Origin of the sequence: Pseudomonas graminis (assembly GCF_004364335.1) — a bacterium.
Taxonomy (GTDB): domain Bacteria; phylum Pseudomonadota; class Gammaproteobacteria; order Pseudomonadales; family Pseudomonadaceae; genus Aquipseudomonas; species Aquipseudomonas graminis_D.
Genome location: NZ_SOCR01000007.1, coordinates 251,305 through 266,398, shown reverse-complemented (window position 1 = coordinate 266,398; position 15,094 = coordinate 251,305). Strand labels below are relative to the sequence as shown.

The 15,094-nt window shown below is 55.0% G+C and carries 15 protein-coding genes; 11 read left to right on the top strand and 4 right to left on the bottom strand.

Features of this window, described 5'->3' with window-relative positions; translation table 11 throughout:
• Positions 1-36: 36 nt before the first annotated feature.
• Positions 37-1,035: an AraD1 family protein gene (gene araD1 / locus EC919_RS15225; protein WP_133775260.1), complete on the bottom strand. Its 999-nt coding sequence runs from the start codon at positions 1,033-1,035 to the stop codon at positions 37-39.
• 103 nt (positions 1,036-1,138) lie between these two features.
• On the opposite strand from araD1, the gene EC919_RS15220 reads away from it, so the two are divergent.
• Positions 1,139-2,098 carry a LysR family transcriptional regulator gene (locus EC919_RS15220; protein WP_133775259.1) on the top strand — a complete coding sequence of 320 codons (960 nt, stop codon included), beginning with the start codon at positions 1,139-1,141 and terminating at the stop codon, positions 2,096-2,098.
• Positions 2,099-2,181: 83 nt separating this feature from the next.
• Here EC919_RS15220 and EC919_RS15215 read toward each other — a convergent pair whose 3' ends face one another.
• Positions 2,182-2,640 (bottom strand): GNAT family N-acetyltransferase, encoded by a 459-nt coding sequence (locus EC919_RS15215; RefSeq protein WP_133775258.1) that lies wholly within the window; start codon positions 2,638-2,640, stop codon positions 2,182-2,184.
• A 141-nt stretch (positions 2,641-2,781) separates the two neighbouring features.
• Between EC919_RS15215 and EC919_RS15210 the strand changes: the two genes are divergently transcribed.
• Positions 2,782-3,879, top strand: a complete 1,098-nt coding sequence (locus EC919_RS15210) for an ankyrin repeat domain-containing protein (protein ID WP_243842266.1) — start codon at positions 2,782-2,784, stop codon at positions 3,877-3,879.
• A 138-nt stretch (positions 3,880-4,017) separates the two neighbouring features.
• Positions 4,018-4,386: a histone-like nucleoid-structuring protein, MvaT/MvaU family gene (locus EC919_RS15205; RefSeq protein ID WP_133775256.1), complete on the top strand. Its 369-nt coding sequence runs from the start codon at positions 4,018-4,020 to the stop codon at positions 4,384-4,386.
• A 127-nt stretch (positions 4,387-4,513) separates the two neighbouring features.
• Here the strand turns inward: EC919_RS15205 and EC919_RS15200 are convergent, their stop codons facing one another.
• Entirely contained in the window at positions 4,514-5,140 is a 627-nt protein-coding gene (locus tag EC919_RS15200) for a glutathione S-transferase family protein (RefSeq protein WP_133775254.1), read from the bottom strand.
• Between the two features lie 332 nt (positions 5,141-5,472).
• Here EC919_RS15200 and EC919_RS15195 point away from each other — a divergent pair, with 332 nt between their 5' ends.
• The 4 genes from EC919_RS15195 to EC919_RS15180 all read left to right on the top strand — a co-directional run bounded on the left by EC919_RS15195 (position 5,473) and on the right by EC919_RS15180 (position 8,044).
• A complete protein-coding gene (locus tag EC919_RS15195; RefSeq protein ID WP_133775252.1) occupies positions 5,473-5,721 on the top strand; it encodes a CsbD family protein in 249 nt (82 codons plus the stop codon).
• Positions 5,722-5,883: 162 nt separating this feature from the next.
• Complete coding sequence (locus EC919_RS15190; RefSeq protein WP_133775250.1) at positions 5,884-6,174, top strand: hypothetical protein; 291 nt, start codon at positions 5,884-5,886, stop codon at positions 6,172-6,174.
• A 91-nt stretch (positions 6,175-6,265) separates the two neighbouring features.
• Positions 6,266-6,589, top strand: coding sequence for a hypothetical protein (locus EC919_RS15185; RefSeq protein WP_243842265.1), 324 nt, complete (start codon positions 6,266-6,268; stop codon positions 6,587-6,589).
• A gap of 675 nt (positions 6,590-7,264) precedes the next feature.
• Positions 7,265-8,044 (top strand): hypothetical protein, encoded by a 780-nt coding sequence (locus EC919_RS15180; RefSeq protein ID WP_133775248.1) that lies wholly within the window; start codon positions 7,265-7,267, stop codon positions 8,042-8,044.
• Here the strand turns inward: EC919_RS15180 and EC919_RS15175 are convergent.
• The gene (locus EC919_RS15175; RefSeq protein ID WP_133775245.1) at positions 8,041-8,616 is read right to left on the bottom strand and encodes a hypothetical protein; all 576 of its coding nucleotides are present in this window, start codon (positions 8,614-8,616) and stop codon (positions 8,041-8,043) included. The two genes, EC919_RS15180 and EC919_RS15175, sit on opposite strands and share 4 nt — an antisense overlap.
• Positions 8,617-9,011: 395 nt before the next feature.
• Between EC919_RS15175 and EC919_RS15170 the strand changes: the two genes are divergently transcribed.
• The 4 genes from EC919_RS15170 to EC919_RS15155 all read left to right on the top strand — a co-directional run bounded on the left by EC919_RS15170 (position 9,012) and on the right by EC919_RS15155 (position 15,083).
• The gene (locus tag EC919_RS15170; protein ID WP_133775417.1) at positions 9,012-10,916 is read left to right on the top strand and encodes an ATP-dependent nuclease; all 1,905 of its coding nucleotides are present in this window, start codon (positions 9,012-9,014) and stop codon (positions 10,914-10,916) included.
• Between the two features lie 43 nt (positions 10,917-10,959).
• On the top strand, positions 10,960-12,708 hold the full coding sequence (locus tag EC919_RS15165) for a UvrD-helicase domain-containing protein (RefSeq protein ID WP_133775416.1): 1,749 nt from the start codon (positions 10,960-10,962) through the stop codon (positions 12,706-12,708).
• 173 nt (positions 12,709-12,881) lie between these two features.
• Entirely contained in the window at positions 12,882-14,228 is a 1,347-nt protein-coding gene (locus EC919_RS15160) for an RES family NAD+ phosphorylase (RefSeq protein ID WP_133775242.1), read from the top strand.
• A gap of 162 nt (positions 14,229-14,390) precedes the next feature.
• On the top strand, positions 14,391-15,083 hold the full coding sequence (locus EC919_RS15155; RefSeq protein ID WP_133775240.1) for an ImmA/IrrE family metallo-endopeptidase: 693 nt from the start codon (positions 14,391-14,393) through the stop codon (positions 15,081-15,083).
• Positions 15,084-15,094 lie beyond the last annotated feature (11 nt).

The following is a 15,094-nucleotide window of genomic DNA, read 5'->3' as shown; positions in this document are numbered from 1 at the left end:
ATTCCTTGCTAAAAGCCCGGTGGAGGGCCTGACCCGTCACAGCGATCTTGTTTCGCCGATGTTGAACGCTGAGGCGACGACTTCGAAGGAGTTGCACAGGGGGCTTCCGAACTCGTCCATGCTGATCTCGAACCGATCACCCGGCTGAGTTTTGACGTTGTCTGCCACCGAAAGGGTGGCTGTGCCAAAGAAGTGCACATGCACATCGCCCGGCCGCAGGAACTGGGTGTACTTGAAGTGGTGATACTCCAGGTTTTCCAGGCTGTGGCACATGTTGTCCTCGCCGCTGAGAAACTCTTTCTCCCAGAGCACCTTGCCGTCGCGCCAGATCCGGCTGGTGCCCGCCAGGTGTCGGGGCAAGTCACCGACGCGCAGCTCTGGCCCGTAGGCGCAGTTGCGCAGCTTGGAGTGGGCCAGATACAGGTAATTGCGACGCTCCATGACATGGTCGGAGAACTCGTTGCCCAAGGCGAAGCCCAGGCGGTAGGGCGCGCCGTCATGGCCGATCACATAGAGGCCGGTCAGCTCGGGTTCTTCGCCGGCATCTTCGGCGAACTCAGGGGACTGAAACGCCTGGTTCGGGCGTACCACAATCGAACCGTCGCCCTTGTAGAACCATTCTGGCTGAACGCCCACGGTACCGGCCGCCGGACGGCCGCCGTCGATCCCCCACTGGAACATCCGCGCGGTGTCCGTCAGCGCAGCTTGGTCGTCGGCTTTTTCCTGGTGCATCTTGTCCCGGGTCGAAGCGCTTCCCAGGTGCGTCAGGCCAGTGCCGCTGATCAGGCAGTGAGCCGGGTCTTCATGGTCCAGTGGCGGCAGGACGCGGCCGGCTTCCAGCAGTTGGGTATAACTTTCGGCACTCAGTGCCGTGCCCATGCGCTGAACTTCCTGCTGCAGGCTGTGGCCATTGGCAATGGCGGCGAGGGCAAGGGTGCGGGTGCTGGATGTACCGTTGACCACCTGAATCGAGTCGCCCTCGACCACGCCGACACGGCGCTGGTCTTCAGAATCTTCAAACTGGATTAAACGCATGGTGAGGCCTCGGCTTGTTATTAGGGTTGAGGCCACTTTAAATTTCCAGCCTGCTGCTGCCTAATGAGAGTTACGACCCAAGCGATAACCTTAAGGTATACCCATGCTGCCGTCCTTCTCATCCATGGTGTCTCGCCTGCGCCTCAAGCAGCTGCGGCTGTTGATTGCCCTCGACGAGCATGGCTCGGTGCGCAAGGCATCCGAGGTCATGGCGTTGTCGCAGCCGGGCGCGACCAAGGCATTGCAGGAAATCGAGACTGTCTTCGGCTCAAGCCTCTTCGAGCGCACGAGCAAGGGTCTGGAGGCCAACGATCTTGGCCGCTGCGTGATTCGTTATGCCCGCTTGATTCATACCGACCTTGAGCACCTTCGCGAAGAAATGGTCGGCATTCTCAAAGGGCAAGGCGGGCGCCTGGCCATCGGCACCATCATGGGCGCCGTGCCGACGCTGGTGGACAGCCTGGCGCGACTGCGCGACAAACAGCCGGAGTTGTCGATTTCCATCGTCGAAGACACCAGTTCGCGGTTATTGAGTTTGCTGGATCAGGGGAGGCTGGATGTCGCGATCTGCCGAACCAGTGTGAGCCCGCGTCCGGGGGCTTATCAAACACGCTTCCGCGCACAGGAACCGCTGGTGGTAGTGGCCAACCCGGCGCATCGCCTGGCACAGGCGCCGAAGCTGCAGCTGGACGACTTGATGGACAGCCGCTGGGTAGTGTTCCCGGTCAACATGCCCATGCGCTTGACGCTGGAGCGCGAGTTTCGCCAGGTGGGGCTGAGCTTTCCGCTGTACGCGATCGAAACGTCTTCGACCTTCACCACGTTGTCGCTGTTGCTCAAGGATCCGAATCTGGTGGCGGTGATGCCGAACGACGTCGCTCAGATGGCGCTGGATCACGGCATGTTGGTCAAACTGGCGCTGACTATTCAGTCCACCAGTGAGCCTTATGAGATTGTGACTCGATCAAATGTGGAGTACACGGCGTCGATGGTGCTGCTGATTGAGGAGATGACAGGGGTGGGGTTGGGTTTGTCAAAGGATGAGCATGCTCGCCATCCATAAACCATAACCCTGGAAGGATGGGGCGGGTTGGGCAGCAACAGCTTGCGAGCTGAGCGGTGTCATCTGTGCGGTGCAGGGTAGGCCTAAAGCCTGTGCTGCATTAGCGAATGCTCTTTGCCCCAAGCCCGAAACGACTCTAGATACTCCCATCCTCGCTTTGCGTAATAGTCACGTCGGTCCTGTGTGTGCAAATACAGTTTCTGATGTCCGATTTCTTTTGCGATAGAACAGACCTCTGTAATGAGTTGTTCGGCCAAGCCGCGCTTCCTTGCCGACGGTGCAACAAGGACACACGCAAGCCACGGCCCGAGTTCTGAGTAATCGGGCGAGTCGTGTTTGGCCAGGGCGGCCCCTCCGAGGAGCTGACCATTGTCCAGAGCGATCATGGTTCGCCAGTTCCCGTCATTCTGGCCATCTCTGAATTCTTGCTGCCAATCATGGAGCGCCTGAGTAGCGAACTCATACGCGAACTGTTCATGCAGCCACGATGCGAATGTATCGCTATAGTCCATGTGATCACACAGCAATACCGTCTGGAACATGTGATAAATCCTTGAGATGAGCAGGTTTGCGGAGCCTGATTCAGGTGCGCGCGCTGCGTCGATACCCACGGCTCCCACAACCTTAATTGTTGGAATTCAGGCCATCGCTCAGCGGTTTAGCGAAAACCTAGTGAGTCTATGATGAAAAACCTCTTTATCAGGATGATGACTGCCTTAATGAGTACGCGTAAAAGAAAGAAACTCCCGAAGGATTTCGACCAACTGCTGGAGCACGCTCCGTTTGCCGAGTTGATCGCAGTGTTCGATGTGTGCGACCTCGAAGCCACCGGTGGCTACAGCAAAAGCACCGCGCTTGGTTTTTATAATTGTCCCGATGATCTGGTTCGCTGGCTGGTGGAGCAGGGCGCAGACGTTGATGCCCGTGACCAGTATCAGCGAACAGCCTTGCACCATCGTAGTTCGAGCTGGAAAGGAGGTGTCGATCTGCTGCTGGATCTAGGGGCCGATATCGAGGCTCAGGATTATCAGAGCGAGACACCGCTGCAAGCGGCGATCAAGAGTCACAAGGCCGACGCAATCGCTGCCCTGATCCGCCGAGGCGCCAATAAAGAGGCTAGAAGCCGCCAGGGATACAGCCTGTTGCACCTCGCACTGCTGACCACGTCCAACACCGACATTACTGCCACTGCGAAAATCGCTCAGATCTTGTTGGAGGCAGGTTCGCAAGTCGAGGCCGCTATGCGGTCGGAGGTGGAGCGTATCGGCCGTGGATTCGAATTTCACCGAGCCGGCTTCAATCCTGATTACCTGCGGGCAACCGATGCAGCCCTTACCACTCTCTATCGCCTTTTCAATGTAACTCCAGTTGCCGCGCGCAACATCCCTGACGGTCAGGCTACGATAGTCGTGACACCAGCTGACTGGCATCCCCAGCATCAGCAATTGTGGCAACTGCTGGTGCCATCCTCTGGTGCAGCAACAACGGTGCAAGGTGAAGTGATCCGCGTCAGTGGCCGTATCTCGATGGAGATCAACGGCAATGGCTCGGCCAACTGGGACGCGGATTTCAAAAAAATGCTAAAAGCGCTTGTGGAGCATTTAGGCAGTGCCGTGCCCTTAAGTGACCTGGAGCTGTCCGAAGCCCGCACGCTCGCTGCTGCACTAAAAAACGGTACCGACCCTGCCGAGTACAGCGATCGCCTCTGTGAACTGGCCGTGTGCTGGGTCATCGCCAATCCGCAGCCAATGCCGATGAATACGCCTTCCTATAATCGCTAACGTAGCTCTTGGAGTTCTCGGCATCGGGTTATTGAACCGCGCCAGCCGTTCGGCGGAGTGTTTAGGCAAACTAGGCGAATGACTGATTACCGGCCTTCGGCTAACATCGGTCCTATCAAAACGACCTTGGAGATTTAAATGTCCCGCCTCGCAGAATTCCGCAAACTTGAGCAACAACTCGCCGCCCAGCTCGCCGAACTTGAAACCCTGAAAAATGACAGCGGCTTGAAGAAAGAAATCGAATTTGAAACCAAACTGCGTGGCCTGCTCGGTGAGTACGGCTTCAGCTTGAAAGAGATAGTCGGCATTCTTGATCCTCAGGGAACCAGCGGTCGGCAGTCTGCTCCAGTGATTGCCGAGAAAAAGACACGTAAGGCCCGAGAGATGAAGGTGTATAAAAACCCGCTGACAGGTGAGGTCGTAGAAACCAAGGGCGGCAATCACAAGCTCCTGAAAGCCTGGAAAGGTCAGTTCGGCGATGAGGTTGAGAATTGGTTGGTTAAATGACCCGTAGAAGATGAAACAGCCGTCGTGAGACGGCTTTTTTATGGCTGCAACTGCGCCCTGGCGTGAGCTGTGGAACACTTGGCGCCGCTTTCCAGGACAGGATCTACCCAGCCTGCGAGTTTGGTATTCACCCCGCGAACTTGTAATCACCGCCTTTTTCTATCGCCCTGAGATAGGCCGGCCGCGCCTGGAACCGGTCGATCCACGCGGCGAGGCTAGGGTAGTGGTGCAGCATGCCTTGGGACTTTGCAAACTCGCCAATGAAGCTCATCTGGATATCCGCGCCGCTGATTTCTTCACCCAGCAAGTACGGAGTAAGTTTCAAAGCGGTCTCCAGGTAACCTAGATAGTTGGCCAGTTCAGATTCGATCCGCGGCTGCAGCGGCTTGCCAGCTTCACCAAGACGGCCGACATAAAGGCTGAGCATCAGCGGCAACATGGCCGATCCTTCTGCGAAATGCAGCCATTGCACATATTCGTCGTAGGTCGCGGTGGCCGGGTCAGGTTGCAAGCGGCCATCGCCGTGGCGGCGGATCAGATAATCGACGATAGCCCCGGACTCGATCAGCACATGAGGACCATCCTGAATCACCGGTGATTTGCCCAGCGGGTTTATGGCTTTCAGCTCAGGGGGCGCCAGGTTGGTCTTGGCGTCTCTTTGGTAATGTTTGATCTCGTAGGGCAGGGCGAGCTCTTCGAGTAGCCAGAGGATGCGCTGCGAACGGGAGTTATTGAGATGGTGAACGATGATCATGAAGTTCCCTATAAGATGGAAAGGTGTACAGGGACAGACTGTTCCGTCGCACTGTGGTTCTAAATGGTTGCAAAATCAGCAGTCGGTAGCATCCTCTCGATGGCGGCGCCTCGGTCATGGTGCAAAGCCTGACTCGCGATACGTTCGGCGGCCATTGGCATTGACGTGATCACCTGCAGTGACGCGCAGGATAGGGGTGGTGGGTGCCATGCGGAGACGTCCAGAGGTTCATCCTCGCTGAACTAATCCCTGCGCCCGTCCCCTAATTCTGCGCACGTTGCGCCAATCCCAGGATTGTTCTGGGTCACTCACACACGAAGGTTTGGTGAATCATGAAGAGCGAACAGGTAGAAGGCGTTGTAGAGCAGGTTGCCGGCAAAGCACAGAGCGCGGTAGGGAAGCTGTTTGGTGATTCGAAGCTGGAGGCGGAAGGTACCGGTCGCCAGGCTTCTGGCCAATTGACCCAAGCCTATGGCGATGCCATGGACAGCATCTCTGCGTTTGTTAAAGAGAAACCAGTCGCTGCAGTTGCGATTGGTGGTATTGCGTTGCTGATTCTGGACCGTCTCTTCCGCCGCTGAGTGAGGAGAAAGGGATGTTCCGATAGGGGCGTTCCCGTTAAAGTTTAGATCTGCCTGCCCCCCTGGGACTGCCCGTTAGCAGCTTCGAGGGGGCGGAATGCGTGGGCAGGAATATCGAGCGCCCACCGTTTGTTTGCTTGCAATTCGAGTCTGCCGGAAGCAATGAGCACCTCATTCAGTTCATCTTCACGTAACCGCTTGGCTGGTTTGCATGGCTCGTGCCGTATTCATTTAAAGGACTCAAAACTGATCATGAATGAACAGCAGAAAAAATTCTTCCGCTCAGCTTGGTTGGGTGGGACAGTGGTTTTTGCACTCATTGCCGCTACATTTGTTTTCGAGGACGGCGTTGTGGACGCGCCCAAGGGTGTCGTTTATTGCCTTGTGGTGTTGATCGTCAGCTTCTGCCTGCGAGCTTTTAGCAAGCAGGAGGCGCTCAAACGGGATCTGTAAGTACCCGCTGAAATTCCCGGCGCTATTTACGCGTAGAGGGAACATGCCTTACTCAGACCAGGCAGCCGGCCATCCACTGATGCGGCAGTAGATGCTCAATTTTGAGCTCAAAGAAACATTGGATGCCGGCCTCACTCACTTGGAACGGCTTCGCCAATGGCGCGCGACCATAGTAGACCAACACCTTGAGGCTGCGCGGTTCGCCTCAAGCAATTTTCGCGAGCGTATTCTTAGCGACATCACCGCTTTACCCTTGACTCGTCTTATGACTCATTTGACCAACGCCCACGAGATTGCGATCGATAGTTACAACCATAGGCAGACCGCGATGGACGGGGACTCGTATTTTGATTCTGTCCTCGATATTGCTTCCAGCTCGCATGCAGCAGACGAGATACGTCGTCTTACCCACTAACTTGTGAGCTGAGGCTGTAGGCAAATCTGGGAGTGTTAAGCCATTGAATGGCGCGGGAACTCAAATCCCGCGCAGGTAATTTCTCCACAGCCCCAGTCCAGTCCGCCCATCTGCTCCGAAAGCGACGATCAATCCCTCCCGGCAAATCGCCCATCATAAAGCTAGGGGTACCGTATCGGCGTCGCAGAAGGACGGCGGCAACCGATGTGGTTGTCTAATGGACACGATTGATTAGTGGTGCGCCAATCGCGAAATGACTGGAAAGCCCGAAACCCCAGTAGTTCCTAGCCCTACCGAAGGTTGACGAAAAACGAGTGGAATCGTCTACGGCTTTTCCACCGAAGAAACAAAATAAATAGTGATTTTCCAGCCATTATTTTCAAGCCATTTCGTGATTGTCCACCAATTTATTCGAGCGTTTCGAGCAACCCTGTGAAGCGAGTCAACTCGCAACCTCATCCTCAACGATAAACTGGTAGAGCCCTTACTGAGCGATCTGTGATTGATGCCGCAGTCCGATTTCGGTAGCTCCTGTCTGAATGTGGCTGGAGACGCCTGCAACCATATGGTGCCGATATCAGACATTGCGAATCCGAAAGCTTCAAGATGCCAGACGAAGTGGGCATGCTGTACTCTTGCTCACCCTTTTTGTCAGACTAGATTGAGGATAGCCAGTTGACTAGCGCTGACCCAGCCCTGCGGGACATCGAGCAAAATGTCATTCTCCGTTTCTCCAAGGCATTTGAGTCGAGATTTCCCTCACTTGATCCAAGTGAAGCGTCGTCGGCATGGGTAAACTCCAGTTTCGGGGCTCAGGATGAGTTTTTTGCTGACCATCTCTTGGCGGCCAATGCCCGCTTTGCACTCATTGAGTTCAAAGCGAGCTTTTTGGCCATCCGAAAGGAAGCGGGGAAACCACTGCGAAAAGTTCTCTTCACTCAACTAGCCCTCCGTGGTGATTTTTTACGGCGTTGCTTAGATTTCCATTATGTGTGCTGGGGAACGATCCGCAGACACCATCCGGCCGGGCTTCCTTTCCCGATTAACGAAGAGATAGATCTGCTCAACCAATATGCATTTCATGTTGCTCCATTCATGAAAACAACCTTGCAAGTGGATCAGTCCCCCGACATAAGCACGAACACCTTCCTGGATGGTTTCATCAATAGCCGGCTGATAGGCGGCACCTACAGCCGCTTTAAGCGCTATCTGGATGAGCTAGGACAGTTGGTTGACGGCGCGAAGGTTGGCGCGTCCTCTATCTCAGGGATGGTTTGTATTTATGTTCCCGCTAGCGGCGATGAACCGGCCAGACACGCTTATAAGCGCTTCAACGGCCTAGACAGTCTGCAACTACTGCTTCAACCAAAGGCTAGAGAGCCGTCCCATGAGCATGAGCATGAGATGGAGATTTCTAGTCAGAAGCACTCCTTTTCTGGCCCGACCATGGACTAGCGGGTTTTGTCAGCTTTTACTCTCGGAGCCTGCAAAAGCTCATTAAGCCTGCGTCGATCGTCAGTATTGGCATTGTTGAAGATACGCTCATAGCCGGCTGCATTGAGCCTGATCTGGTCATCGATGGCGGAAGGTCGGCTACTCGCAAAGTATGATGCGGCGAAGACTGCAAAGAAGCTGGCTGCCATGCATCCGAAAGCCGACCAGTAGATGAATTTCTGCGATTTTTTTATCCGGACTGCTGCTTCATCGTTGGCCCGTACGGATCGGGCTAGCTCCTGTGTAACGGTATGGAGCGAAGATCTCACACCCTCGAATGCCGATTTATAGGCGAGTTGGGCCGCTTGCGCAGCTGTTTGATCGGCCTGAGTCCACGCCTTTAGCACCTCTTGAACCTGGGCCTTGATTTGAATGCTCGTGCTGTCAACGTGCTCTGTGTATTGGCCGACCTGATCAAGCACGGATTTGTTGGCGCGCATCAAGTCTGTGAATCTGTCAAGCTCGGTAGTGAGACGGTCAGATAACTGCAGAAAATTCTCATACGTAGCAATTGGGGCATCCGCTCTATTCATGATTTTACTCTGTAATGATCGTTCACCCATGTCCACTGAAACCAGGGCGCCTCGGTGTACTGTGGACAGTCGAGTTACTATTTTTTGCTGATGTTAATCGACATTCACGCGGCGATGCGCGCTTCATTACCATTACCAGTCAAGAACTCTCAGCGCTTAGATGCCTGGACTCCCGAAACGGGTCTGGCACCACGCCGTAAGATGGCGTGCCGAAGGCGAGGGTGCTTTAGGCACGAGATTTTTGGCAACTGCTCGCCGATATGACTTGACCCAGACAAGGTGTATCGTATCGCCACTATCCGGGCGCACTTTAAGCTGCAGCCATTGTGCTAAGCACCGGAGGGGCAACCAGAGGCATAGGCCCCTAGGAAGACAACTAACGAGAAGGGATGCTCATGTATCTGCGTGCTTTAGACGTTGATGGTTTCAAGTGTTTTGGCGAGCCGTTTACCATCGAATTCCACGACGGTCTCAACGTTCTCGTTGGGGAAAACGGAGCGGGCAAAACCGGCGTGATCAGCGCAATACGCCAGCTTTTCAATGACTCCGAGTCGGGTAAGCGGATCATCAGTGAGCGCGATTTCTATAAAGGCTTTGGGGTTGGAGCCGTCCCCGCGGAATCGATCTGGATTCAAGCTACGTTTTCCGATTTGGACAAAGACGATGTCATTGCCTTTGAAGATTGGTGTGGAAATCACGACGAAGCAAAACTGACGTTCACCGCGCTTAATCAGGAGGCGCGCGGCCGGTTCAGACACCACACATACGGTGGCCATGAATACACCAAGGCCTTAGACACGGAAACGCTCGACTACATTCATTGCGTTTACCTACCGCCGCTACGTGACGCCGAGACCAAACTTCGTGAGGGGCGCCAGTCTCGCCTAGCTCGCCTGTTGAAAGCCCTATGCCGCAAAGATCTTGAAACCGCGAGAAAAGCCGGCGAGCTGCACCCGCTGGAGCAATACGTGGGCGACTTCAACCGTGAGCTCTCCGAAAGCGACAAGTTTGCTATCAAATTGGCCAATCAGAGAATCGGTGAAAATCTAAAGGCCGCTCTGGGGATGCACCTTTCCCAGGGCACAATGATCCAGTTTTCAGAGGTCAGCTTCTCCCGAATCGTGGAAGGCCTGCGGCTCTTGTATTTCCCTAATCTCTCCCAGGCTGACGCTACCCAGTTTCGGTCGTTGGAGGAAAATAGCCTGGGGTACAACAACCTTCTGTACATCGCATCGATCCTGGCAGAGCTCATCCTTGAAGCAGAGGAAGATCGAGGTGAAGAAACCTATCTGCGGTTGTTACTGATTGAGGAGCCGGAGGCTCACCTTCATCCCCAACTCCAGTTACGGCTGCTTCGCCACCTCAAGACAGTTGCCGAAGCACGCGGGATACAGGTGATCATCACCACGCATTCAACGGTGATTTCTGCTGCTGTGTCGGTCGATCACATCATTCATATCTCCAATGACGACAAGCCCGTAGCAGTACCTCTCAGGAACACGGGGCTTACCGACCAGAGCCGGCGCTTTGTTGATCGCTGGCTGGATGTCACGAAGTCAAATCTGTTGTTCTCCAAGGGCGCAATCTTGGTCGAGGGCATCGCAGAAGCCATCGTGGTGCCGGAGCTGGCTCGGATTGTCCTGCGGCCCTACGGCAAAGGGAGAGACTGCCTGGATGATTATGGCGTGTCGGTGATAAACCTCGGAGGTATTTACTTCAAACACTTCATGCAGCTGTTCTGTGACGTCAATGGCGAGCAGCCGGGGGCTGATATGCCAGTCAGGTGCGCCGGTCTAACCGACAACGATCCACCGAAGTCTTTGAAGTCTATTGACGATGGGAAAGGCGGAACCAAAGCAATACCTTTTTTACCCCACGCTGATGAGCATCCTGTTGGTAACAACCCAGCATTATCGCTGCAAGGCCCCATTAACCGATCTCAGTTCGGTCGACTGTTCGCAGGCATGTACAAGACATTCGAATACGACATCGCGATGGAGGGCGACAATCTCAGGACGATGATGATGGTTGCGGCTGGACTCTGGCCAGTGCCGGACGGTTCGGTAGTGAAGGGGCTGGAAAAGAACGCGAAACTGGATTTCGCCGCCATGACATCTGCCGAAAGAGCCGATTACGCGGGAGCCTTACTTGATCGGCTCGATTCGGATGAGATCGGCAAAGGGCTCTATGCCCAGTCGTTTGCGGACGCGCTAGAGGTCTTGGAAACTGACTTCGTGGTGCCAGAGTACATCCGGCTGGCGATTCTTTGGGCCTGCGGCCTGGAAGAAAGACCAGCATGATGGTTCGAGCCGCCGCAGAAGTCCTACGCAGGGCCGGCCCATGATGAAGTTCACCCAAGAGCAGTTGGACTACCTCGCCTCACCGCTTGACCAGCATGTTTACCTCAAGGCCTGCCCGGGCAGCGGAAAGACAGAGGTGGTTGCCGCTATGGTGGCCAGAATCGTTCAGGGATGGTCTCGCTCACCCTCAGGCATTGCAGTGCTGACCTTCTCCAACAGCGCGACGGACGAACTCAGAAACAGGATTCATAAGTACTTGGGGGAGCCAATCGGTATGCCCCATATGATCGCTACGTTCGACAGCTTCGTTCTGAACCGGCTGGTGGCGAGCATCGCCAGTGAGATCACTGGATATACGGGCAAGGAGGGTGACTTTCGCATTCGTATTCTAGACAAGACAGCGGACATCTATCGGACGCGAAAGAGTATTTGCGACCGCTGGATCTCCGCGTGCAAATACGACTATGACCTTGGAGCCGCCAGATTCGTATTTTCAACCGGCGAACGCAGCCTCGATAACCAGTTGAATGCTGCCATTGATCAGGAAACCTTCAAAGATCTCATCGCCACCAAAAAACGGCTGTGGAAGGGAGGGTTCGCCACCTTTGGCGACATCGACATGCTCGCCCTGAAGGCATTCAAGGATAAGAAATTCGACGCCTACTATTCACGGATCGCGCGCCGATTTCCTTTGGTCATCGTGGACGAATGCCAGGATCTCTCGGCCGAGCAGCTGCGAATCGTCGAACATCTCACAGAGTTCGGCATCAAATTCCACTTCATCGGCGATCTGAACCAGTCAATCTATGGCTTTCGCAGGTCGAACCCCGATAAGGTCACCGAGCTAATGGGCAAGCTCAAGTTCGAACCCTATGAGCTTAAGACGAATTGGCGGAGCGGACAGGACATAGTCGATCTATGCACCAAAATCCTCGGCGGCGAACGGATCAGCGGCAACCCAGATATTGCGTCCGAACAACCGCGGATTCTCGAATACAAGGCCTGCCCCTCTGAGCTGTTGCCTACGATCCGCGCCATGACACAGGCGTACACCAACGTGGTACTGGTGGCGCGCGGTCATACCACCCTGCAGCGCTTACGTAATGGTGAGACCTTTGAAGGCATCGAGCTGCTGGCAGTCGCGTGCATCGGCGCCAGTACAGGCAACCTCAAGGACATCAAGGATAGCCTGAGGACGTTTGCAAAGTGGCTGGCGAACAAACTTGAGCTGGAGGTCACCAAGGTCGGCCCGTATTGCCCGATTGTCATGGAGTCCAGGCTTGCCTGGCGGAAGTTCATCCATGAGAGTCTGAAGTTCATGGTCGCCAATGGTGCTGGAAACTCCGATCAGACCTGGTCGGCCTGGGTGCGCACCGCGAAGCTGGCGATCCGACAACTCCCGGATCAGCCCTTTGTACCTATGGAGCTGCGGGATGTGCTGGACGGCCTGAGAGGCTTGAATCTTGTGGCTCGCAAAGGGCAGGGTGGCAAGCCCGTAACCGTGCGAGTAGTAAGCCAAGAGATGTTGGAAGGGCTACCAGACACATTGCGCTACGAAACGATTCACCAAGTGAAGGGCGAAACTCATGATGTCACTGTGGTGGTTTCTTCCCAACAGCCCGGAGTGCATCAGTCTCATTGGCAAGACTGGCTGCGGGATCGCGGATCAGAAGCAGCGCGGTTTGCCTATGTAGCGAGTTCCAGGCCACAGCACATGTTGATTTGGGCAGTGAAAAAGCTCAAAGCCGAGGATCGACCTGTGCTGGCGCAGTTGGGGTTCGAGGTGCCGTAACCAGCTTTGGAACGCCCTGTCTGATCTAGCGCCTCTCCAAGCCAAGGTTCAGCAGGAAGAAATAGGGCTACTCGCTCACAGAGGCGCGATCCACTCCGAAAGGGTAGCCCATGGTGACTTGGCCTTGCGCCGGCGTATAGACAAGCGTCTTTTGAACAGACAAGGAGCCCGTAATGAGCCAGCTCGTGTGTACCCATTGTCTCACCGAAGCCTATTTGCGCGATCAGGCCGCGGATAATGATGTCAGTGAATGCGACTACTGTGACCGAGAGCTTCCAGTCATGGACATGGACGAACTCGTGGATATGTGTGAGACGGCAATCCACGCTTGCTTTCGTCCAATCCCGCAACCGAGCTCAGTAATACACCACGGTTATCCTCCCGTCGGTGAAAGTCTGTATTTCGTCCTGGAGCGTATGCTGGGTGCTGGTCAGAGCCTGCTGTCTGATGTTCATGATCGGTTGATTGAAGCCTGGAGCGGCCTGGACGATGACGACGATCCCTATTTTATTGAAGAGACTGAGGCGTCGTCAGAGCTGACGGTCGGCTGGCGGAAAATGGAGCACAGCCTGCAATTTGAATCTCGGCTGGCGAACCCTTTAGTGGGGTCGATCCTGTCCATGGTTTTCGATGGCATTGAAGATTTGCGTTCAAAGGACGATCGATCAGCCATTGTCATCGCCGGCGTTGGCCAACCGATCTCATCATTCCAGCGGGGGCGGGTGTTCCAAGACGAAGACACAATGGCAGCAGCGCTGAAGCACCCTGAAAAGCATCTGGGGCCCCTACCCAGGGGTAAGGGCTCCCCGGGGCGAATGAATGCCAAAGGCATCTCGGTTTTTTACGGTGCAACAGACGACCATACCGCAATTGCGGAGGTTCGCCCTCCCGTAGGTAGCACGGTGGTGACCGCACGGTTCGACGTTATCAGGCCTCTGCGACTTCTCAACCTGAACGACCTGAACGCGATGCGTCCGCATCGTGACCTAAGCTACTTCAATCCCGTTCGCAGGAGCCTTGCCGAACGCTGCGCCTTCCTCAAAGCCTTACAAAGCCAACTGACCATGCCGGTCATGCCTGACTCAGCGGAAAGCGGTTATCTAATCACGCAGGCGATTGCCGACTTTCTGGCTACACACCAAAGTCTCAACCTCGACGGGATCTTGTTCCCGTCTGCACAGGTGCCGAAGGATGCCTCACCGGGCCAGAACGTGATTCTTTTTCACAAGGCAAGCGGGGTTGAAAGGTTGGAGGACACACAGGAGGCGGAGTACGTGAGCCTGTGGGAGTCGGATGAGGATCGGTGGGTGTACTACCCTGAATTCTGGGAAGCCGGGCCGAAAAGCAGAGATGAACGCTCCCAATATGTGCCACTCGTACCGCATCCCGAGCCAAGCCTGCGTCTAGCCAGAGATTGCATCGTGATTCACCAGATCCAGGGTGTTCGATTTAGCAGCGCGGTTGATCCCGTTCGCTATGTTCCTTGGTCGAAAGACAGGAAATTTACAGGATTCAGGTAGACCCTCTTCCATGCAAAGGTTCTCAGCTGCCCGGCACTTCCCGCATGAGAAGCACTTGAGCTACCGTTCATCGGAAAACCCCACATCTAGGGGTTTTGGCATGCTGACATCACTACATATTGGGTTAATTTATGTCTGAGAGCCTAAATCTGGTGTGTGGCCATGAACGAATCCTATATCGAGAAAGCAGCGACTGATCTGCTCATGCAAATCTACCGAGATCGCCGCTACCTCTGGCCAGATCAAGATACCCAGCCAATGATGATGCGCAGCCCTCAAATCGCTGCTTTGGTCTATGGCTATGATTACCATGTCTATCCCACGCTGGGGGATACCAAGTTCAACCGGCATAACACCGGTACCCGAATCGCAGGCTTGATTGATCGTCAGGCTAACAAGATTGCCGTTGCGACCGAGTTTGGTGACAAAGTCCAGCTCTTCACTGGCGCCCATGAAATAGGCCATCTCGTACTGCACGAAGACACCGTCATGCATCGCGACCGCGCGTTCGACGGCGGCCCATTGCAAGCGCCTCGGCCTCTCGCTGAGAGGCAAGCCGACCGCTTCGCAGCGTGCTTCCTGATGCCTCAAAAGCTATTGACAGAACGGTTCGAATTCATGTTCTGCTGCAAAGGACAATTGCGCTTCAGCGACGTGATCGCCTTTCACCTCGACCCTAATCACCCGGATCGCCTGCTCTATGCCTCAAAGGACTCAGATGAGCGCGAGCTAGCGCTGGCGCGGTGCATCCAATTCAACAATCGGAACCTGGTGTCATTGGCCCAGCAATTCGGGGTTTCGGATTCAGCTATGGCTATTCGAATCAAAGAGCTAGACTTGGTGCGCTGGCCCTAAAGCGGCCTATT